This window comes from Arcticibacter pallidicorallinus, assembly GCF_003002875.1.
Classification (GTDB): domain Bacteria; phylum Bacteroidota; class Bacteroidia; order Sphingobacteriales; family Sphingobacteriaceae; genus Arcticibacter; species Arcticibacter pallidicorallinus.
In genome coordinates this window covers 40,370-60,425 of the sequence record NZ_PVTH01000014.1, presented here as the reverse complement: position 1 = coordinate 60,425, position 20,056 = coordinate 40,370, and the positions used below count along the sequence as shown (strand labels likewise).

The following is a 20,056-nucleotide window of genomic DNA, read 5'->3' as shown; positions in this document are numbered from 1 at the left end:
AACTGCGTTTCATAATTTCTACATTTCGTATCAAATTACCCTCGCTCAGAGGAGCTGACGCAAAGGTGATTAATTCTTATCCCATTCGTCGGCATTCTTGATCCCGAGCTTTTTAGCACTAAAAACAGGATCAATTCCGAGCTTCTTTTGTGCGGCATAGTCTTTAAGGGCGAGTATTGCAGGCTTACGCAAGAGAAATATAGCGATAATGTTGAGCCATGCCATGATGCCGACCCCTATATCGCCTACCGCCCAGGCTATCTCTGCTGTGCGTATCGAACCGTAAAAAACTGCAAAGACAATCACGATACGTAATACCCACACTACCCATTTGCCCTTTTCCTTTTTATCCAGATAACTTAGGTTTGTTTCTGCAATATAGTAATAGGCGATGATGGTCGTAAAGGCGAAGAAGAAGAGCGAGATCGCTACAAAGCCGGCTCCAAGGGTGGGAAAATAAACATTAACGGCGCGCTGGGTGAATTCGGGACCAATGGGCACCCCCGGCATATTCTCTGCGAGGAAACCACCTTCGGGATTAACGACATTGTATTGTCCGGTGAAGAGGATCATGAACGCAGTAGCAGTACATACAAAAAGGGTGTCTACGTAGACGGAAAAACCCTGGACGAGACCTTGCTTTACAGGATGTGTGACTTCAGCGGCAGCAGCAGCATGTGGTGCGGTTCCCTGTCCGGCCTCATTGGAGTAGATTCCGCGCTTAACGCCCCATGAAACGGCAAGTCCGAAAATTCCTGCGAATGCCGGTTCCAGATCGAATGCAGAGCGAAATATCAGTCCGAACATGGCCGGCACCGCTGTAATATTCATGCATATGATAACTACTGCCATGAGGATATACGCAGCTGCCATGAAAGGAACGACAACTTCAGCGAATTTGCCGATCCTTCTGACACCACCGCAAATAATCAAGGCAAGCAGTATTGCTACTCCCGCCCCCGTTATGGTCGGTGAAATATGAAAAGCATTGTCCATACTGGTTGCGATACTATTACTTTGCACCCCAGGCAGCAACAGCGCTGTACTCAGGATAGTAGCTACCGCAAAAACGGCGGCATACCACTTTACTCCCAGACCTTTTTCAATATAGAAAGCAGGTCCACCCCTGTACTGACCATCTTTCACTTGTTTGTAGATCTGTCCCAGTGTGGCTTCGATAAAAGCTGAGGCACTTCCTAGAAAAGCGATTGTCCACATCCAGAAGACGGCACCGGGACCTCCCATAGCAATTGCTGTAGCAACTCCCGTAATATTTCCCGTTCCAACCCTACCGGCTATTGCCATAGTGAAGGCCTGAAAGGAGCTTACACCTTTATCTGATGCCTGTCCGTTAAACAACAGGCCCACCATATCACGCAAATATCTGACTTGCAGAAAACGTGTTATGACAGAAAAGTAAACTCCTGCACCGAGACATAGGATGATAAGTGCATCACTCCAGACAATGCTGTTGATGTTATTAATAAGTTCGTTCATATGTTCTTTAAGAGGGAAAGGAGTATTGGATGCCCTTTTCTCTTTAAAGAAAAGAAAATATCATCAAAAATCGGAGCAATTATCCAGATTTTTAGTAAAAAAGTTTTATAAACGTTGATAATCTGAGCTCGTCAGACCAGGACCACCAGAAAAAGGTGCTATGCGTTAGGAATTTACGCAAAAGGCAGCATTTCGGGATGCTGCCTCTATTGGATATCAATGATAAGATCTAAAAATACCTTATCCTAATCTATTATCTCAGGACTTTTGCCCTTCGTGGATGCCTTCAGCAAATTCTTCGCACATCTTCTTATTGAAGGCTGGAAGATCCTCGGGTGTGCGGCTCGTCACTAATCCGTTGTCGACCACAACTTCATGATTAAGCCAGTTAGCACCTGCATTAATGAGATCTGTTTTGATAGATGGATACGAAGTTATATCCCTACCGCGGACTACATTCGCGGAGATCAGCACCTGAGGGCCATGGCATATCGCTGCGACGGGTTTTCCAGCTTCAAAAAATTCACCTATAAAACGGATAGCCTGATCGCTCATCCTCAACTGATCGGGATTAAATACCCCTCCAGGTAAAACAAGGCCGTCATAGTCGCCTGCATTTACTTCTGAAACATGTTTATCTACAGGGACTTCAATTGACCACTCATGATCTTTCATAGCTTTTACCTTCTCTTTTTGAGGAGATACAATATGGACGGTTGCGCCGGCATCTTTTAACGCCTGCATGGGGCTGGTCAGTTCGACCTCTTCGAAGCCATTCTCTGTTAGAATAGCGATCTGACGATTACTCAGTGTTTTCATATGTCTTTCATTTGGTATTAGTTGGTAATGAACTGCACCTATAATTACAGCGCTACCATCATAATGTTTAAATTCATTGAGATATGATATGATACTAAGCAAAGAAAGCCATCCCGGAGGATGGCTTTCTGTTAAATTCTTTTTCTTGGTCTTTTACCGCCAACCCGCTCACCGGGTCTGGTTACCTTTTGATAGACCTTAGGCCTCGCCTTGTATTCAATCTTTCTGGCCGCTGGTTTTGCAGGTGCAGGCTTTTCTTTCTTTCGGTCATCTGCGTATGTTACGCTAATGACGTCCTGGTCGATACTTGCTTCATGTAAACTTTGAAGTGCAATGCTGGCTTCCTCTTCATTGGGCATATTTACAAAACCAAACCTTCTGCTTATACCTGTGTGTTTGTCTCTGACAATATTAACAGAATCAACTGTTCCAAATTGCTCGAAGATGTCCTTTAATTCTATTTCTTCTAAATCGCGGGGAAATCCGCCTGCAAATAACTTAACCATTACTTATGTGTGTATGCGATGATGGGGTCTAGTCTCGTTTATACTGAATAACAATAATGATTGTTACAATTAATGATACTTTTTCAAAAATAATATAAAATTAATGAAAAAACGCCCGAAGCGCCGTTATATTATTCAGCTTAACCTAAAAGGTTATTCTTTTACAAAACACTGTTGAAACAGCGCTTTCAACAGTAGGGATTAGCTACCTTTGCGGTCTTAAGATGAAAGAATCCTCTATGAATACGTTAAAAAGAATCGTGTCGGTGACGCTATTTATCCTGCTCTCCTCTGCCGCTAAATCTCAACATGTTGGTGACATACCGCTGATGACAAAGACATGGGAATTGATTGGCGACCGTACTTATAAGCTGAACAGTAAAAAAGTATGGGCTGCATCCTTCCCTGCTGCATTGAAAGCTCTTGAAAATAAGGTTTTGGAATTTCCTGGTTATATTATACCGGTAAAAGCGGGCATGAACCATTCTTTATTTATGCTTTCTGTTTTACCCACGGATCAATGTCAATTTTGTGGGGAGGGCGATATCCCCGCGATGATCGAGGTGCATTCGAAAAAACCGATACGTTATAGTGACAAACCTGTTAAGATCAAGGGAAAGCTAGTATTAAACGAGACCGGAGACTATCGGTCGGAGTTGTTTTTGATGGATGCTGAGTTGGTAAAATAAGAAGAGGTGACTCAGCTTTAGTCTGAACCACCTCTTCATCTGTGTCCTGGAAATGATTATTTGCTCAGGTTAAATCCGTAAGCTACACGCAGAGCAACCTGACTTGTGTTGTATTTTGTATAGTCTTCATATCTTACACCAAGATCAAGACCATTACCAAATCCCCAACCAATAGCTGGTGCCCATACGAAAGATGTTTCAGCTCCGTCATTTGTACCGAATCCGGCACCTACTTCACCACCTACGTAAAAATTTGGGGTTACGAAAACTTTAACACCTGCTTTCAACGGAATTATACCTAAATCAGATACGCCATTGAAATCATCTTTAGCAAAGAAATTGGTATAACCAGTCGTTAACGTGGCAGATACTGGACCGACAAAGTCTTTCTGCAATTTCAAGTCTCCTCCTAGCACTAAGCCATAAGGATCATCTGTAGCCACTCCTGCGTTTAATCCTACACCTAATCTCCAGGCTTCAGAATCCTGTGCATTTGAATTTGTCGAAAATAATAAAGTGCCTAAAGCAAAAGCTGCCGCTGTAAATAGTTTAAATGACTTTTTCATATTTTTAAATTAATGTATGCAGTCCATTCAGGACAATTTGCATGCCAAACTAGCAATCCTGTCAATAGCTTGATATGTGCCTTACCGGAAGACATTCATAATTAGCACTTTCCTAGAAGTTAATCCGTGTAAGAATGCCAAAGCGTGATTGTCTATAAATTAATAATATGTTGGCAGAGTTATACAGGCTGTTGTCCGGCGGACAGATCGTCCATCATATTAGCAATCTCCTTCTGGATCGACACCCCACGATCCTCGTCATACCAGGCATTCACCCTTCTGATGAGCCCGCTGAAGTCGTTCTCATATTCGGCTTTCCAAATATCCATCTGATCCTGGAGAACCTGAGGTCTTGGTCCCCAGCTGGCCAGGAATCGCAAAGACTCATCCAACACAATTAGCTTTGGGATGGATTTCCCCCCGTTCGTCAAGTGCGCATCCATTAACTCAGGATTTTCATCCCGGAAGTAAAAGCGCAGGTTTATCTTCTCTGGAAATTGTGCCGCTATCGCCGCTATAATCGGTACACTACTTGCGGCATCGCCACACCAGCCTTCAGTAAGGACGAGCCATGTCACTGGTTTAGCATTCCCGAATGTATGCTGTACCTCCGGGATAAGATTCAGGCTTTTATCGATCGAAGCCATCCTGACTTCATTCTTATCGGTGTACTTTAACAATTTGCGAACGCTCTCTTGAGCTGAATCCTGTTCGGCAAGCTGGTCTGCAATCTTTTTCCTGTATGCAGCATAGGTAAATCCCTGATCTATCAGGCTGTGTGTATACTTGAACCCCATTTTAATTCTTTTGAACAAACTTAGTTATTGCGGACTAGTAATCTCTAAATTTGAAAAAACGTTCCAATGATATGACGAAACGATATACAGTGAGTGTTCTCGGCTGCGGCTGGTTTGGTTATCCTCTCGCAAAACAGCTTGTGGATTTGGGGCATCAGGTGAAAGGGTCTACCACTACAGCGGGCAAGTTAGCAGATCTACAATCGGCGGGTATAGAACCTTGCCTCTTCAGTCTGGATCAGGATGAAGATGCCGGCGATTTCTTCAATAGTGAGATTTTGGTTCTTGGGGTTCCTCCGAAGCTGAGATCAGGCAGCGGGGATGATTATGAAGGTAAAATCAGGCGGCTAGCAGAGCGTTTGAAGAGAAGCCCTGTAAAACAGGTGCTTTTTATTAGCTCGACGTCCGTTTTCTCGGACGGCGGCAGAGTTCTTTATGAGCATGACCTTCCCTCCCCTGAAACGGCTTCGGGTAAGGCAATTCTTGCCGCGGAATTATGCTTGCAAGACTGCGCCAGGTTCACTACGACTATCATACGCTTTGCGGGTTTAATCGGCCCCGGCCGTGACCCGGGAAGATTTTTTGCCGGAAAAACCGATATCCCTAATGGGCAGGCGCCCGTTAATCTGATTCATTTGGATGACTGTTTGGGAATAACGCTGACGATTTTACAGCGCCGGGCATTTGGTCATGTCTTCCATGCCGTGGCTCCGCAACATCCCCAAAAACAATCATTTTATTCTAAAGCCGCTCTGGCATCAGCGTATACAGCTCCTAAATTCCACGATGAATTGCTTAGCTGGAAAATAATAGAGAGTGTGAATGTACCAAATCTGCTTGATTACTATTTTAGATGTAATATCTTGGAATAAATAGTAATATCAACGGTACAAATTCGAGAAATCCGTAAAAAGCTAATTACTTTTGTGGAGATATTAAATATTGTATGATAAACAAAACTAAAATTTTAACTGCAACGCTTGCATTTGGCTTATTTACCAGTCAATATGCATTCAGTCAAACAAACGCTATGAATCCGTTTTTTAAAGCATATACTACCCCTCATCAGGTTCCGCCCTTTGATCTGATAAAGAACGAACATTTTAAACCGGCCTTGCTTGAGGGGATCAAGCAGCACCAAGCGGAAATTAATGCGATTGCAAACAGCTCATCCAAGCCAACCTTCGAGAATACCATCGTGGCGATGGATAAGGCGGGAGCCTTATTAAGTCGCGTGAGCTCAGTATTCTATAACCTGAACTCCGCTAACACCAACGAAGAGATTCAGAATATAGCGCGCGAAATCTCTCCGGAGATGGCAGCGCATAGCGACAATATTACCCTTAATCAAAAATTATTTGCGAGAGTAAAAAATCTATGGGATAACAGAGCATCGCTGAAGCTGAATTCTGAGCAGGCCAAGCTTCTGGAGAAAACTCACAAATCTTTTGTCCGCAGCGGAGCTAACCTGAACGATACAGACAAAGCCAAGCTTAGAAAGATCAATTCCGAACTATCGCTCTTAAGTTTGAAATTCGGTCAGAATTTATTGGCAGAGACCAACAATTACCTGTTGGTAGTCGACAAGAAAGAAGATCTGACAGGTCTGCCAGCTGAATTAATTTCCGCAGCAGCGGAAGAGGCTAAAACTAAGGGACAAGAAGGAAAGTGGATTTTCACCTTGCAGAACCCCAGTGTAATGCCCTTTCTTCAGTATGCAGATAAGCGTGAACTGAGAAAGCAAATCTGGGAAGCTTATACGCTAAGAGGTGATCAGAACAATAATTTTGATAATAAAGAAGTTGTCAAATCGATTGTTAACCTCCGTAGAGAAAAGGCACAGCTTCTTGGATATAAAGACCATGCCAGCTATGCATTGGAGGAGACTATGGCTAAGACTCCGGAAAATGCTTATAAACTACTGAATCAGCTTTGGAAGCCTGCATTAAGTGTTGCAGAGCGCGAAGCATTCGATATTCAGAAAATGATTGACGCATCAGGTGAGAAATTCAAGCTTGCGCCTTATGACTGGAGATATTATGCCGAGAAAGTGCGTAAGGAACGTTTCGATCTGGACGAGCAGGAATTAAAGCCGTATTTCAGTCTTGAAAAGGTACGTGAAGGGGTATTCACCGTGACGAACAAGTTATATGGCTTGCAGTTTAAAGAAATAACCAACATCCCTAAATATCATGCAGAAGTAGCAGCTTACGAGGTGACAGAAGCAGACGGCAAACTTGTAGGAGTTTTATATACTGATTTCTTTCCAAGAGCTTCTAAACGTGGCGGTGCATGGATGACATCCTACAGCTCGCAGAAAATGGAAAAAGGAAAGCGTATCGCTCCGGTTATTTCGATTGTATGCAATTTTTCCAAACCTACGGGTGATGCACCAGCGTTGCTGACTTTTGACGAGGTAACAACCTTCTTTCACGAATTCGGACATGCACTTCACGGTTTGCTTTCAAACGTAAACTACGAAAGCTTGGCAGGAACATCGGTATCCCGTGATTTTGTGGAGTTGCCTTCTCAGATCATGGAAAACTGGGCTGCTGAACCGGAAGTATTAAAGATGTTCGCAAAGCATTACAAAACAAATGAGGTAATTCCGGATGCGCTGATTAAAAAACTGCAGAATGCAGGAACTTTTGACCAGGGTTTTGCTACGACAGAATATCTGGCTGCCTCTTTACTGGATCTTGATTATCATACACAGACAAGCGAGCTGAAGGACAACATCGGAACATTTGAAGCTGCATCAATGAAAAAGGTTGGGCTTAATGACGAGATTATTCCGCGTTATAAAAGCACCTATTTCAGCCATATTTTTGCGGGCGGATATTCGGCCGGATACTATAGCTATATCTGGTCAGGCGTTCTTGATACTGATGCATTCTCTGCTTTTAAAGAAACCGGGGATTTGTTTAATCAGGAGAAAGCAATGAGCTTCAGAAAGAATGTACTTGAAAAGGGAGGAACCGAAGATCCGATGGTATTGTACAAGAGATTCAGAGGAGCTGAGCCAGGTATTAAAGCCTTATTGAAAAAAAGAGGCCTTGATATTCAACCAGATAAGAAGCCAATTTAAAATAAACTCCAAAATTCATCTAATTTTCATGTTGCTGCTTGTTCTTTGATTAAAAGCAAGCGCAACATGAAAAAGATAACATTAACTCTCGCCATTCTATTTACACTGATCACAGCAGGAACTGTAAAAGCACAGGTTAGTGTAAATGTTAACATAGGACAACCAGCCTATTACTACATGCCGGATGTAGGTGCCTACTACCATACAACCGAACGGGTCTACTATTATCAGGATAGAGGACGCTGGGTACACCGGTCACATCTGCCTGGCAGATACAGAAATTACAACGTCTATAATGTACGGCATATCGAGGTTCATGAGCCAAGACCCTACTTGAGACATCATTATTACAGAGACAGGTACTCGCGCTCTGAGCGGTCAAGGCATTCTTATTATAAGAGGGACCACCGCCAACCAAAACATCATAAAGCCAATCACGGAAGAGGTAACGGACGTGGGCGTGGCCATGGGAACCATAGATAATCAGGCTTTGGAAACCGGGAACAGCAATGTAAAGGTTGTTCCCTTATCCGGCTCTGACTCCACTCCGATCTCGATATGGTGGTAATCGGCAATAGTCTTGCTGATTGCTAACCCGAGACCGTAGCCCCCTGAGGACCGCTGAACATGCACTTTTTTAAATCGGTTAAAAATCAGGGGGATATCAGCTGATGAGATACCTATACCGGTATCGCTAATCATCAGTTCATAACGATGTTCCGGGGAGTATCTGTCCGTAATACGGATGGATCCCTTTGGGACATTGTACTTTATTGCATTATTGAGCAAGTTGTAGATCAATTGAAATAAAAGATCTTTATTGGAGGGTTGAAAGATAAATGATTCTTTTAAGCTAAGATCTATCTGTATTTCGCTTCCCTGTATCCTATCTTCGAGTTCTGTCACGACCTCAAGTACCAATTCCTTCACATCAACTTCTTCCTTCATGAGGTATTGGTCATTCTCGATTCTTGATATCATTAGAAGAGAGTTGACGATTCTGCTAAGACGGCTCACGGTAGTCATCAGTTCTGTTAGCCTCTGCAAATTATCCTCGCTGGCATCTTCCTGGATTATCATATTCTCAATCTTGCTTTTGAGGATACTGATAGGCGTCATCAGCTCATGTGAAGCATTTGCAGTAAACTCCCTTTCTTTCTCAAAAGCCTCTCTGATCTGATCCATAAGGCTGATAAGTGAACTATCCAGATATTTAAAGTCGGCCGTAGTGGTTTGTACCGGTTTAGCTGTTTCCTTAAATGGGAAAGATTGTTTTAAGAGTTTAGATTTGATAATGAGCTGCAGGGGGCGGAGCAGGTAGCGAGTATACAACAAGTCGATTATGGAAGATAGAATAATGAGTCCGATCAAGACATATAGCGCAATACGCTGCAGGGGCCTGTTGTATTCGTTTATTGAGGTTAATTTTTTACCTACCTCCAGCAGGTAGGTTTTGCCTTTTTCCTGAAAGGTATAGCTTAGAACCCTGTAGACCAAAGTATCCCGCTCAACAAGGCGTCTGGTGGTTTCAATAGTATCCAATCGAATATCGGGTGAAGCTTCGAGAGATATATACTCCTCTTTCAGCATGGTGTAGCTTCCGTAGCTATCGTCGCCTTCGAGATAATAGTTAACGCCGTTCCATGCAATCGACTTCATCACCGCCTCTTTTTGGTTCCTGAGATGATAATTGGTGTATTCTGACGCAACCCTCTCGACGATAAAAGGTAAGATAATAATGAACAGCAAGACGATACCCAACTTGGATAAGGTGATGGAGAGGGTTAATTTATTGAGCAGCTTCACGCCTGTTTTCTTATTTTGTAACCTACGCCCCTTATTGTTTCCAGCCATTCGGTGCTGGCAAAGGCACCAAGCTTTTTGCGAACGTTCTTCACGTGCACATCTATATAATTCGATTCGTTATCATCTTCGATAAAATTGCCCCAGATATGCTCGCTTAACTGCATCCGCGTGAGGGGACGGTTTTTGTGAAGAAGAAGATAGCTCAGTAAATCGAATTCTTTCCTCGATAGCTCGATCTCTGTTTCGTGATGACGTATGATCCTCTTTTGAATATCCACGACAAACTCTCCGATAGATACTTCGGAATTGTTTAGGCGGTATTTTCTGCGGGCAATGGCCTGCATCCTGGAATGCAATTCTGGCAGGGAGAAAGGTTTAGGTAAGTAGTCATCCGCTCCAAGATCCAGTCCCGCTATCCGGTCTTCTGTTTTTCCGCGTGCAGTAAGGATGATGTATGCGGCTTCAGGATTGAGCTTCTTCGCTTCAAGCAGCAGCTTTAATCCGTCCATATCGGGAAGACCCAGGTCCAGCAGGATGAAATCATACTGATTGGCTGACAGATACTGCAGGGATGATTGTGCAGTATGTGCCATATCACATAAATAAAATGATTTTTTCAGGAACAGCTCTATTTCAAAAGCCAGGGTTTTTTCGTCCTCTACTAATAATACCTTCAAATCCTTGTAAGTTTTATCGGCGACCTTTACCTTTTACCGGTTCAGGCTTATCTTGCTTTCGGGACTTCGGAACTTCTTTGACCGGTTTCCCCGAGCTACCGCCTTTCTGCGTTCGTTCAGTCCTGCCTTTGCCTCCTCCTCTTCTGTCTTGCAACGCTGAAGCCTTAGCACCAGGCAGATAGCTCAGTAGGAAGGTAACGAGTAAAAGGTAAATGATCCGTTTATTGCTGTGTCTAATCACGATGCAAAGTTCATCAATTTTTAGTTAAATACGTATATTTTCTGGATTAATGATCCGTTTGAAGCTCACAAACTATTTAAATAAAATTTTTGTAAACACAATGAGTACAAAGATGTTAGTCATATAACAAAAGAAAACACGTCATGAACTATAAAAATTATCTAAACGGATGTCTATCTGACAATAACGATTCAGCTAAAATTATCGCGGCCCTGTTGGCAGGAGTGGCGGTTGGTGCTGCAATAGGAATACTTTTTGCGCCAGACAGCGGTTCTGAGACAAGAACTCAGATCTCCGACAAGGCGAAAGACCTGGCAAGTACAGTTAAAGATAAAGTACAGACAGCCAAGGATTCACTATCTGTAAAAGCTGATGAGTTGAAACACTCCGCAACCGATGCTTTAGATAAAGCAAAAGACAAATACACGAAAGCGACGAACGACGCAAATGATGCTGTAGAAGGAGCTATTTAAGTTTTAATATAAGAAACCCGGGCTATTTATTTTAGTCCGGGTTTTTTTTATGCGTTCAGCAATGCTCTGTCGAGATGCACATAGCCTCCGTCGACGTACGTTATCTGGCCTGTCGTATGACTCGACAAGGGAGAAAGTAAAAATGCAGAGGCATTACCTATTTCCTCCAGCGTAGTCATTCGCTGACCTAGAGGAATATTGGCTACTATGGATTTAAGGGCCTTTTCCGGATCTTCTACCGTCTGAATCCAGCGCTCGTAAAGAGGAGTCCAGCATTCAGCGATTACAATCGCGTTAACCCTGACATTATACTTAAGCAATTCAACTGCCCATTCTCTTGTCAGAGCATTTCTTCCACCGTTAGAGGCGGCATATCCGGAGGTGCCCCCTTGTCCCGTGTCGGCAGTCTTTGAGCTGATATTCAGAATAGATCCCTGCGTCTCTTTCAAATACGGAACGGCGTAATGGGCCATCATATAGTAATGGATCAGATTTTTATGCAAAGAAGAGATGAATGAGTCGAAGTCGCCGTGCTCCAGTCCAACGCCGTCGTTTTCACCGGCGTTGTTGACAAGACCATCTATTCGCCCGTAAACAGCGTAAGCGGCATTAACGGCCCTCTTACATGCCTCCGGATCCTTCAGATCGGTTTCAATTTGAAAAGCGGTTCCTCCTGCCTCTTCTATTTCTGCTATAGTCTTCAAACTTTCAGACGCCGTTCTGCTCACGATGGCAGGTATTGCCCCCTCGCGCGCTAACGCGAGGGAGATACCTTTGCCTATACCTCTGGCTCCTCCTGTAACAATGACTACCTTATCCTTTAATTTCAGATCCATATATTGGTTGGTTAAATGGTTTTATGCTTTGGAAGCTTCGTATGCCTTGACGGTCTGCTTTGAGACACCCAATCCGTCAATTCCAAGCTCTACGACATCGCCATGCTTTAAGAATACCGGCGGAGTAAAGCCTAAGCCTACTCCGGCAGGCGTACCTGTAGAGATGATATCCCCCGGAAGCAAGGTCATAAACTGGCTAACATAGGAGATCAGGAAAGGGATTTTAAAAATGAGATTGGCTGTAGTACCGTCCTGCATCATTTCGCCATTTACCTTCAGCCATAAACGCAGATTATTTACATCATCTATCTCATCGGGTGTGGCCAGATATGGGCCTGTAGGTGCAAATGTATCGCAGCCTTTTCCTTTATCCCAGGTTCCATTACGCTCAAGCTGAAAAGCCCGCTCAGAAACGTCATTATGAAGAGCATAGCCAGCTATGTACTGCTCCGCTTCAGCTTCTTCTACGTATGAGGCTTTTTTTCCAATTACCACCGATAACTCAACTTCCCAATCTGTCTTTTCTGAGTTTCTCGGAATAATTATGTCATCATTAGGACCCGCAAATGAGGTGCTGGCTTTCATAAACAAGATGGGCTCTGACGGAAGTGCTGCGTTCGTTTCTTTTGCATGATCAGCATAGTTTAATCCAATACAAACGATCTTCGATGGCCTGGCTGTAGGCGCTCCCAGTCTTTCAGAATCTGGAACTACGTTTAATTTTCCTTCATTCTCTTTCAGGAAAGCCTTGAGTCTGTTAAGACCGTCGCTCTCGAAAAAGTTCTCATCGTAGTCGCCTCCAAATGCTGAGGTATCGTATTTAACATCGTTTATAATTACTCCGGTTTTCTCTTTTCCGGGTTCTCCGAATCTGATTAATTTCATTTTTCTTAGTTGTTTAGTTTTATAAATCCTCCGTCTATGTGGTAGTCATTTCCGGTAATGAAACCTGCTTCATCCGAACACAGGTATAAAGCCAGATTGGCAATCTCCTCAGGCTCTGCCATTCTTCCGATAGGCTGACTAGCAGATAACTTTTCAAACATCTCCGATTCCTTCCCGGGATAATTCTTCGATATAAAGCCATCTACAAATGGTGTGTGCACGCGAGCTGGAGATATGGTGTTGCTGCGAATATTGTCAGTTAGATAATCTCTCGCAACAGACATACTCATTGCATGGATGGCTCCTTTACTCATGGAATAAGCGAAGCGATCGGCTATTCCCACCGCCGAAGCGATAGAAGCCATATGTAACATGCAGCCTCCGCCATTGGCTTTCATCGATGGTGCAGCGGCATATATGCAATTATAGGCCCCTTTGACGTTTACCTGGAAGACTCGTTCGAAATCATCCTCCGGGCAGTTTTCGACGTTTCCTATATGTGCGATACCGGCATTGTTGACAAGCACGTCGATTCTACCAATAGCTTGAAAAGTTGCGATGACCTCGCTTTGATTAACGACATTGAGTCCATAGGACTTAGCCTGCCCTCCCAGGGCCTGAATCTCTTCTGTGACTTGTTTTCCGGACTCTTCATTAAGTTCAATGATGTGCACGAATGCACCTTGTTTCGCAAAAACCTGCGCTATTGCTTTTCCGATACCGCTTCCACCGCCAGTAATAACGGCATGTTTATTCTTTAAACTGAACATTTTATCAAATTATAGTGAAACACCCCTCTTCCAGGGTATAAAATCATCCTGGCCCAGACCTACTGCCTTGGGCATTATCACTCCGCTTGCCACCTGAATAACATAATCCAGCATACGTTCTGCCGCTTGCTCGATACTCTCGTCGCCCTCAATGATTGTACCGCAGTTAATATCAATAATATCAGGCATGCGCGTATACAGAGCAGAATTGGTGGAAATTTTCAGAACAGGTGCTACTGGATTTCCGGTTGGAGTGCCGAGCCCTGTGGTGAACAGAACTACGTTCGCGCCCGATCCGACAACCGCAGTGGTGCTTTCCACATCACTGCCGGGGGTACAAAGAAGGTTCAAGCCGGCTTTGCTTACCTTTTCAGGATAATCAAGAACGTCTGTCACCGGAGAAGAGCCACCTTTCTTAGCAGCGCCAGCAGATTTTATCGCGTCGGTAATCAGGCCGTCTTTGATATTACCGGGCGAGGGGTTTGCATAAAACCCGGAGCCATCGGCCTCGGCCTTCGCGTTGTACGTGCGCATCAGATGCATAAACTTGTTGGCCAGCTCTTCGTTGGTACAACGGTCGCTTAATTCCTGTTCGACACCACACAATTCAGGAAACTCTGCCAGGATTACGCTGCCACCTGCGGAAACCAAAATATCGGATAACCTACCTAAGGTTGGATTTGCAGATATCCCGGAGAATCCGTCTGAACCACCACATTCAAGTCCTATACACAGTTTGGAGATTGGAGCTGGTTGACGATTGCATTCATTAGCTTCGATTAGTCCTGCGAAGGTTTGCTTTAAGGCCATTTGCAACATTTTCTCCTCTGTCCCAATCTGTTGTTGCTCCAGAATAAACAGCGGCTTAGAGAAGTTCGGATCTCTCTTTTCAATCTCCGCTCTTAGAATACTGGCCTGTGCATGCTGACAGCCGAGACTCAATACCGTCGCTCCGGCAACGTTGGGATGGGTGATATATCCTGCAAGCAGGCCACAAAGAGCATCGGAATCTGTGCGTGTTCCTCCGCAGCCGAGACTGTGGTTAAGGTATTTGATACCATCCACATTGGGAAAAATCTTGTTTGACTGCCCTGTTTTTGCAAATGTTGTGATATCAGCGTCGAGGATCTCTGCAGCTGTTTTTCCCGCCTGATACATGTCGAGGATGGCTTGGACTTCCGATTCATAGCCACGGGGCTTTCTGAAGCCCAGCTTCTCCGTAAGCGCCTCTCTGATCATATCAACATTCCTGTTCTCACAAAAAACCAGAGGAATAATGAGCCAATAGTTCGCCGTGCCTACGCTTCCGTCTGCACGGTGGAAACCTTGAAAGGTAGCCGTCTCAAAGCGAGAAGTTTCCGGCCGGGTCCATTCTGTTTTACGGGAACCTAGTTTAAACTCTTCAGATGCGTGCTTAATATTCTCAACAGTAAGTGCTGCGCCTCTTGATATCGGCTCACAAGCCTTTCCTACCAGTACACCATACATGAATATGGGATCTCCCGGGGCAAAATCTGTTAAGCCAAACTTATGCTTCGCACTCACGTTTGTGGTCAGACAGAAAGTTTGCGTTCCAAATTCAATCGCGGTTCCCGCCTGAAGATCTACTAAGGCGACAAGGACATTGTCTGTCGGATGAATTTGTATATACGAATTTTTTCTAGCTAGTTGCATTACCTCCTTAATTGGGTTCCACAAATTAAGAATAAGTGCAGTGTATATGATTCTCCGTTTTTGTCATATTATTAAACGATATTATCCAATATAAGCAGGCTTGGAGACAATTTTGCATATATTAGCTTAATTAGCTCAGAAATGAAAGCCAGACTATTAAAAGTATCCAAGAACATTTCTCACTCTTTCAGCGCGCGGAAAGATGTAAGTCCGGATATCAATAATAAATGGCATTACCATCATGAAATTGAATTGGTATACTTCAAGAGTGGGTCAGGAACGCAGTTCGTCGGCGACAGGATCAAACCATTTCATTCAGGCGATATAGTACTTATAGGATCTAATTTACCGCATCACTTCCGGTTTGATGACTCTTACTTTGACTCAAAAAAGGAGCTGGCGGCTGAGGTATATGTCATCCACTTCAATGACGACTTCTGGGGAAAGTCTTTTTTAGAGCTACCAGAAAACAGGCCGCTTAAAGAGCTAATCTCGCGATCAGAACTGGGACTTCATCTGAGCGGCCTACAAAGAAACCCAGCGATTTCACTGATTAAAGAGATTGTGAAAGCGGAAGGCCCGTCCAAAATTATTCTTCTGATGCAGATCCTGTTACACATTGCTGAAACGAGAAGCACGGAAGCTCTCGCCTCTTTTGGATTCAAGCATAGCATTTCGTCATCGGGGAGAGATCGAATACAGGATATTTATAATTACTCCATTGTCAACTTCAGGCAGAAAATCCAGTTAGATACCGTTGCCGCTATCGCGGGAATTAACCCCACGTCCTTCTGCAAATACTTTAAATCCCGTACGAGGAAGACGTACTCTGGGTTCATTAATGAAATCAGGATAGGCTATGCCTGCAAATTGCTGCTGGAAAATAAAATGAGCGTAAAAGAAATATGTTACGAAAGCGGCTACTCCAATTTCACCAGCTTTCATTCTCATTTCAAAAACATCACAGGAAAAAGCCCTCTGAATTACCGGAGAGATGTTGTGGGCGACTAAAAAGATCAACGCATTTTTGGCAACAGATTGGATCTTGTAAAGTTAGCGCTCTTCGAGATACTTTCGAAAGGATCTATAGAAAAATTCTCCTGTTCAATGATGACGTTCTTAACGCCTGAAAGTCGGGCGGATGCGAAAATTTTGGCGAAATCAATTGAGCCGGATCCTACTTCTGTATTAAGTGCTGGGTTCTGCTTGTCCATATCTTTCACATGCCACAATTCAAAACGTCCCTTGTTCTTGCTAAATAGGTCTATTGGATCCCTTCCCGCCCGGACTACCCAGTATAGATCAAGTTCAAATTTGACAAACTTGGGGTCTGTCTCTGCTAGAAGGATATCATAGCCTGTCGTATTTCCAAACTGCTGAAATTCAAAGTCATGATTATGATATGCGAGCTGCAGTCCGCTCTTCAGACATTTTTCGCCTGCCCGATTGAATTTCTCAGCCAACCTTTTGTAATCATCAGCAGAGCTGCGTAGCTTTTCATTTAAATAGGGAATGGTAAGATAGCGGTGTTTCAGTACTGAAGCGGCATTGAGGTAGGCATCAAAGCGTTGCATTTTCGTCTCAGGACCCAAATACTCATCAAAATCATAATGTCCGCTTATTGCCTTAAGATTGTTGGAATCCAGGATCTCTGCGAAAGCACTCGGGCTGAAGCCCCAGAAATGTGTCGAGGGACTGTATCCAAAGACTTCCACTTCCTGATAACCGGAAGCTGCTACCCGTTCCAATACTTTGACAACGTCCTTAGAAATCTCATTTCTCAGTGTGTATAATTGAAGGCCAAGCCGCTTTTCAGGCGCTGAGCCTGCACATGATACCTGAGGAAGGATAGCTGCACCAGCTGCCATTAGAACAGCTTGCTGAATGAAAGATCTTCTGTTAATCATTATATATCACAAATTTGAATGGCTTTTCTTAAGGATTCTACTTTGTCTTTTTGCGCAGGCATAAATTCCTGAGCGATGTAGCCTTTAAAACCGGTGTCTTTTATGGCTTTGATGATAGCGGGGTAGTAAAGCTCTTGTGTTTCATCTATTTCGTGTCTCCCAGGCACTCCAGCCGTATGATAATGAGCAATATACTCATGATATTCGCGGATATTCTGTATGACGTTTCCTTCATTTACCTGCATGTGATAGATGTCGTATAGAAGCTTAAAATTGTCAGAACCAAGAGCTTTAGCTAGTGCTGCACCCCAAGCCGTATGATCGCATTGGTAGTCTTTGTGGTCCACTTTGCTATTCAGCAATTCCATGACTAAAACCACCCCATGCTTTTCGGCGAGAGGAAGGATGCTTTTAAGTCCGGTTGCACAATTCTTAAGTCCGGTTTCATCATCCATACCGCGACGATTTCCACTAAAACATATCAGATTTTTATAGCCTGCCTTAGCTACAAGAGGAATCATCTCGGTATAATTCCGAATCAGCGTTTGATGGTGGCTAATTGTATTCCAACCTTCGGTTAGACTGATCTCTGCTCCATTGCACATGGAAGAATCCAGACCGTACTTTTTCAGTGTCGCCCAGTCCTTTGGCCCAACAAGATCAATAGCTTTGAGGCCCAACTCTTTAGAAACCTTACACAGGTCTTCTAAACTCAGATTATTGAAGCACCACCGACATACAGAATGATTAATATTTCCCTTAAGTTGAGCGCCCTGCAGTGCAGAAGCTACCGCTGCGGATGTACTTTTTGCCATAGACAAGGTTGATAATGTGGCAGCGCCCGCTAAGATTGTTTTTATTGCAGATCTTCTGTCTTTCATGTTAGCTTGCTGTTTTCGGTTGCCTTTGCAGGAATCTTTTTATCTTTAAAGAAGGCTATAAATAAGAGTAGCACCAGCGCTGATACAGATGCTGGAATCATCCAGATCATCGCCCAGTTATGACCTGATGACGTTGCGTAAGCGTCTACTATCGGTCCTGATATCAGCGAACCTATCATCATACCCACTCCGTACGTCGCCAACGTGATCATTCCCTGAGCGGCGCTTTTAAACCGTTCACCAGCATGGGAATCGGTATAGATCTGACCAGTAACGAAGAAAAAATCATAACATACGCCATGCAAGACGATGCCGACAATCAGCATCCAGTGATTTTGGTCCACGTTTCCGAAGGAAAAAAAGATGTAACGCAACACCCAGGCCAACATACCAATTGCAAGCATCTTCTTTACTCCAAGCCGTAGAAAGAAGACGGGTATCAGTAACATAAACAGAGCTTCGGAAACTTGTCCCAGGGATTGTACAGCCGCGGCCGACTTCATCCCTGCTTCGTTTAGAAAGAGGTTGGTGAAGTTGTAATAAAAGGCCAGAGGGATGCAGATCGCGATTGAGGACAGAAAGAACAGGAGATATGACTTATTGTTCAGCAGTTTAAGGGCGTCCAGTCCCAACATCTCTTTAATACTTACGTTGGCGTTGCGTTGCGTTGGCGGAGCAGGGGGCAGGGAAAAACTGAGCAGCCCCAGTAATGCCGATGCTGCAGCAGCCATCTTGAATGTAAGCGACAACTGACTTGTTTGCTCCCATCCAAAGTAACCTATTGTAAGCCCTGCGACAATCCATCCCACCGTTCCAAGAACACGCACAGGAGGGAACTCGAGTGCGGGATTTTTCATCTGCCGGAAAGACACCGAATTCACCAACGCCAGTGTTGGCATATATAAGATCATGTAAACTACGATAAGAGGGAAAAAGCCATCAAACGTAGAAGTCTGGGAGGCAAACCATAAGATCACACTTCCCGCGAGATGCAACACCCCCAGGATCTTTTGTGCAGAAAAGTAGCGGTCAGCAATGAGTCCTATGATGAATGGTGCGATGATGGCGCCGATAGACTGTGTCAGGTACGCCATGCTTATCTGTGTTCCGGAGGCGCTTAAATTTTTAACCAGAAACGTACCTAGCGTGACAAACCATCCTCCCCAGATAAAAAACTCCAGGAACATCATTATTGAGAGCTTAATTCGATTGGTTAGTATCATAGAATGGGTTGATTGTTAAAGCTTTCTGATCCGGATATTGCGGTACCACACTTCATCGCCATGGTCCTGCAAGGCAATCCTTCCCTTTTTATAAGTAGAGAATCCCGGCATGGAGGCAAACTTGCTCTTGGAAATAAGGTCTTTCCAATCGGCATTCCAAAGGGTGGTTTCGACGACCTTGGTTCCATTCAGATGGAACTCAAGATGCCCCTTATCGCTAATAATATCTACCCTATTCCAGTTGCCCGGAGAATTGACGGTTTCTTTAGAGCACGGGATCAAATCATATAGGTCTCCCGCCCTGTGCTTGTGAATCTTCCCATCCGGATGGCCATCGTTATCCAGGATCTGCATCTCCAAACCAGTATTGTATGTTTCGGGATATTTGGCAGCATCCTCTTTTACATAAAAAATAACTCCACTGTTTCCGTTAACGGAGATCTTCCATTCGAGCTGTAAGTGAAAATTCTCATATTCCTGATCGGTAAGAAGGTCGCCGCCTGAAGCGCCCTCCTTCCTGGCAGAAGCATCAAAATGTAAGACGCCGTCATCCACAACCCATGCGGTTCCGGCCTTGGGCTTCCCGTAGGAGTGCCATCCATTCAGCGACTTGCCGTCGAAAAGCACCCGCCAGGGCTCCTCGGCTTGACGCGAGGACTCGGGATTTGAACATCCAAGGATGACCATAAGAGACAAAGTAGAAAATGAGAGAGCGTTCATA

The 20,056-nt window shown here is 44.1% G+C and carries 22 protein-coding genes; 6 read left to right on the top strand and 16 right to left on the bottom strand.

Annotation, left to right across the window (positions count from 1 at the left end):
- Window positions 1-69 precede the first annotated feature (69 nt).
- The 3 genes from B0I27_RS16540 to B0I27_RS16530 all read right to left on the bottom strand — a co-directional run bounded on the left by B0I27_RS16540 (window position 70) and on the right by B0I27_RS16530 (window position 2,822).
- Window positions 70-1,497 carry an alanine/glycine:cation symporter family protein gene (locus tag B0I27_RS16540; protein ID WP_106295413.1) on the bottom strand — a complete coding sequence of 476 codons (1,428 nt, stop codon included), beginning with the start codon at window positions 1,495-1,497 and terminating at the stop codon, window positions 70-72.
- Window positions 1,498-1,755: 258 nt separating this feature from the next.
- A complete protein-coding gene (locus B0I27_RS16535; RefSeq protein ID WP_106295411.1) occupies window positions 1,756-2,316 on the bottom strand; it encodes a type 1 glutamine amidotransferase domain-containing protein in 561 nt (186 codons plus the stop codon).
- Window positions 2,317-2,447: 131 nt separating this feature from the next.
- Window positions 2,448-2,822, bottom strand: coding sequence for an RNA recognition motif domain-containing protein (locus B0I27_RS16530; RefSeq protein WP_106295409.1), 375 nt, complete (start codon window positions 2,820-2,822; stop codon window positions 2,448-2,450).
- Window positions 2,823-3,061: 239 nt separating this feature from the next.
- On the opposite strand from B0I27_RS16530, the gene B0I27_RS16525 reads away from it, so the two are divergent.
- Complete coding sequence (locus B0I27_RS16525; protein ID WP_106295441.1) at window positions 3,062-3,511, top strand: hypothetical protein; 450 nt, start codon at window positions 3,062-3,064, stop codon at window positions 3,509-3,511.
- A 56-nt stretch (window positions 3,512-3,567) separates the two neighbouring features.
- Here B0I27_RS16525 and B0I27_RS16520 read toward each other — a convergent pair whose 3' ends face one another.
- On the bottom strand, window positions 3,568-4,077 hold the full coding sequence (locus B0I27_RS16520) for a hypothetical protein (protein WP_106295407.1): 510 nt from the start codon (window positions 4,075-4,077) through the stop codon (window positions 3,568-3,570).
- Between the two features lie 179 nt (window positions 4,078-4,256).
- Window positions 4,257-4,874, bottom strand: a complete 618-nt coding sequence (locus tag B0I27_RS16515) for a thioredoxin family protein (protein ID WP_106295405.1) — start codon at window positions 4,872-4,874, stop codon at window positions 4,257-4,259.
- Window positions 4,875-4,945: 71 nt separating this feature from the next.
- On the opposite strand from B0I27_RS16515, the gene B0I27_RS16510 reads away from it, so the two are divergent.
- The 3 genes from B0I27_RS16510 to B0I27_RS17410 all read left to right on the top strand — a co-directional run bounded on the left by B0I27_RS16510 (window position 4,946) and on the right by B0I27_RS17410 (window position 8,445).
- Window positions 4,946-5,746, top strand: a complete 801-nt coding sequence (locus tag B0I27_RS16510; RefSeq protein WP_106295403.1) for an SDR family oxidoreductase — start codon at window positions 4,946-4,948, stop codon at window positions 5,744-5,746.
- A 158-nt stretch (window positions 5,747-5,904) separates the two neighbouring features.
- Window positions 5,905-7,962 carry a M3 family metallopeptidase gene (locus B0I27_RS16505; RefSeq protein WP_245925541.1) on the top strand — a complete coding sequence of 686 codons (2,058 nt, stop codon included), beginning with the start codon at window positions 5,905-5,907 and terminating at the stop codon, window positions 7,960-7,962.
- 66 nt (window positions 7,963-8,028) lie between these two features.
- On the top strand, window positions 8,029-8,445 hold the full coding sequence (locus B0I27_RS17410) for a hypothetical protein (protein ID WP_146133149.1): 417 nt from the start codon (window positions 8,029-8,031) through the stop codon (window positions 8,443-8,445).
- Here the strand turns inward: B0I27_RS17410 and B0I27_RS16500 are convergent, their stop codons facing one another.
- The 3 genes from B0I27_RS16500 to B0I27_RS16490 are packed head-to-tail and all read right to left on the bottom strand — an operon-like array spanning window position 8,446 to window position 10,686.
- The gene (locus tag B0I27_RS16500) at window positions 8,446-9,816 is read right to left on the bottom strand and encodes a sensor histidine kinase (protein ID WP_245925540.1); all 1,371 of its coding nucleotides are present in this window, start codon (window positions 9,814-9,816) and stop codon (window positions 8,446-8,448) included.
- A complete protein-coding gene (locus B0I27_RS16495) occupies window positions 9,765-10,445 on the bottom strand; it encodes a response regulator transcription factor (protein ID WP_106295399.1) in 681 nt (226 codons plus the stop codon). Before B0I27_RS16495 ends, B0I27_RS16500 begins: the two co-directional genes overlap by 52 nt.
- 13 nt (window positions 10,446-10,458) lie before the next feature.
- Window positions 10,459-10,686 carry a hypothetical protein gene (locus B0I27_RS16490; RefSeq protein WP_106295397.1) on the bottom strand — a complete coding sequence of 76 codons (228 nt, stop codon included), beginning with the start codon at window positions 10,684-10,686 and terminating at the stop codon, window positions 10,459-10,461.
- Window positions 10,687-10,829: 143 nt separating this feature from the next.
- On the opposite strand from B0I27_RS16490, the gene B0I27_RS16485 reads away from it, so the two are divergent.
- Window positions 10,830-11,159 (top strand): YtxH domain-containing protein, encoded by a 330-nt coding sequence (locus B0I27_RS16485; protein WP_106295395.1) that lies wholly within the window; start codon window positions 10,830-10,832, stop codon window positions 11,157-11,159.
- Between the two features lie 47 nt (window positions 11,160-11,206).
- On the opposite strand, the gene B0I27_RS16480 is transcribed toward B0I27_RS16485, so the two are convergent.
- From B0I27_RS16480 to B0I27_RS16465, 4 genes are read right to left on the bottom strand one after another with little or no spacing between them, the layout of a single operon-like run.
- Entirely contained in the window at window positions 11,207-11,995 is a 789-nt protein-coding gene (locus B0I27_RS16480) for an SDR family oxidoreductase (RefSeq protein WP_106295393.1), read from the bottom strand.
- A gap of 21 nt (window positions 11,996-12,016) precedes the next feature.
- A complete protein-coding gene (locus B0I27_RS16475; RefSeq protein WP_106295391.1) occupies window positions 12,017-12,880 on the bottom strand; it encodes a fumarylacetoacetate hydrolase family protein in 864 nt (287 codons plus the stop codon).
- Between the two features lie 5 nt (window positions 12,881-12,885).
- Complete coding sequence (locus tag B0I27_RS16470) at window positions 12,886-13,650, bottom strand: SDR family NAD(P)-dependent oxidoreductase (RefSeq protein WP_106295389.1); 765 nt, start codon at window positions 13,648-13,650, stop codon at window positions 12,886-12,888.
- A 9-nt stretch (window positions 13,651-13,659) separates the two neighbouring features.
- On the bottom strand, window positions 13,660-15,324 hold the full coding sequence (locus B0I27_RS16465; RefSeq protein ID WP_106295387.1) for a UxaA family hydrolase: 1,665 nt from the start codon (window positions 15,322-15,324) through the stop codon (window positions 13,660-13,662).
- A gap of 141 nt (window positions 15,325-15,465) precedes the next feature.
- Here B0I27_RS16465 and B0I27_RS16460 point away from each other — a divergent pair, with 141 nt between their 5' ends.
- Window positions 15,466-16,335 (top strand): AraC family transcriptional regulator, encoded by an 870-nt coding sequence (locus tag B0I27_RS16460; protein ID WP_106295385.1) that lies wholly within the window; start codon window positions 15,466-15,468, stop codon window positions 16,333-16,335.
- 5 nt (window positions 16,336-16,340) lie between these two features.
- Here B0I27_RS16460 and B0I27_RS16455 read toward each other — a convergent pair whose 3' ends face one another.
- Genes B0I27_RS16455 through B0I27_RS16440 form a run of 4 tightly spaced genes read right to left on the bottom strand, consistent with a single transcriptional unit; the run spans window position 16,341 to window position 20,055 of the window.
- Window positions 16,341-17,231 (bottom strand): sugar phosphate isomerase/epimerase family protein, encoded by an 891-nt coding sequence (locus tag B0I27_RS16455; protein WP_106295383.1) that lies wholly within the window; start codon window positions 17,229-17,231, stop codon window positions 16,341-16,343.
- A complete protein-coding gene (locus B0I27_RS16450; protein ID WP_106295381.1) occupies window positions 17,231-18,112 on the bottom strand; it encodes a hydroxypyruvate isomerase family protein in 882 nt (293 codons plus the stop codon). The genes B0I27_RS16455 and B0I27_RS16450 overlap by 1 nt, the downstream gene beginning before the upstream one ends.
- Entirely contained in the window at window positions 18,109-19,335 is a 1,227-nt protein-coding gene (locus tag B0I27_RS16445; RefSeq protein WP_106295379.1) for a nucleoside permease, read from the bottom strand. The genes B0I27_RS16450 and B0I27_RS16445 overlap by 4 nt, the downstream gene beginning before the upstream one ends.
- 15 nt (window positions 19,336-19,350) lie before the next feature.
- The gene (locus B0I27_RS16440) at window positions 19,351-20,055 is read right to left on the bottom strand and encodes a 3-keto-disaccharide hydrolase (RefSeq protein ID WP_106295377.1); all 705 of its coding nucleotides are present in this window, start codon (window positions 20,053-20,055) and stop codon (window positions 19,351-19,353) included.
- Between the last annotated feature and the right edge of the window lies 1 nt (window position 20,056).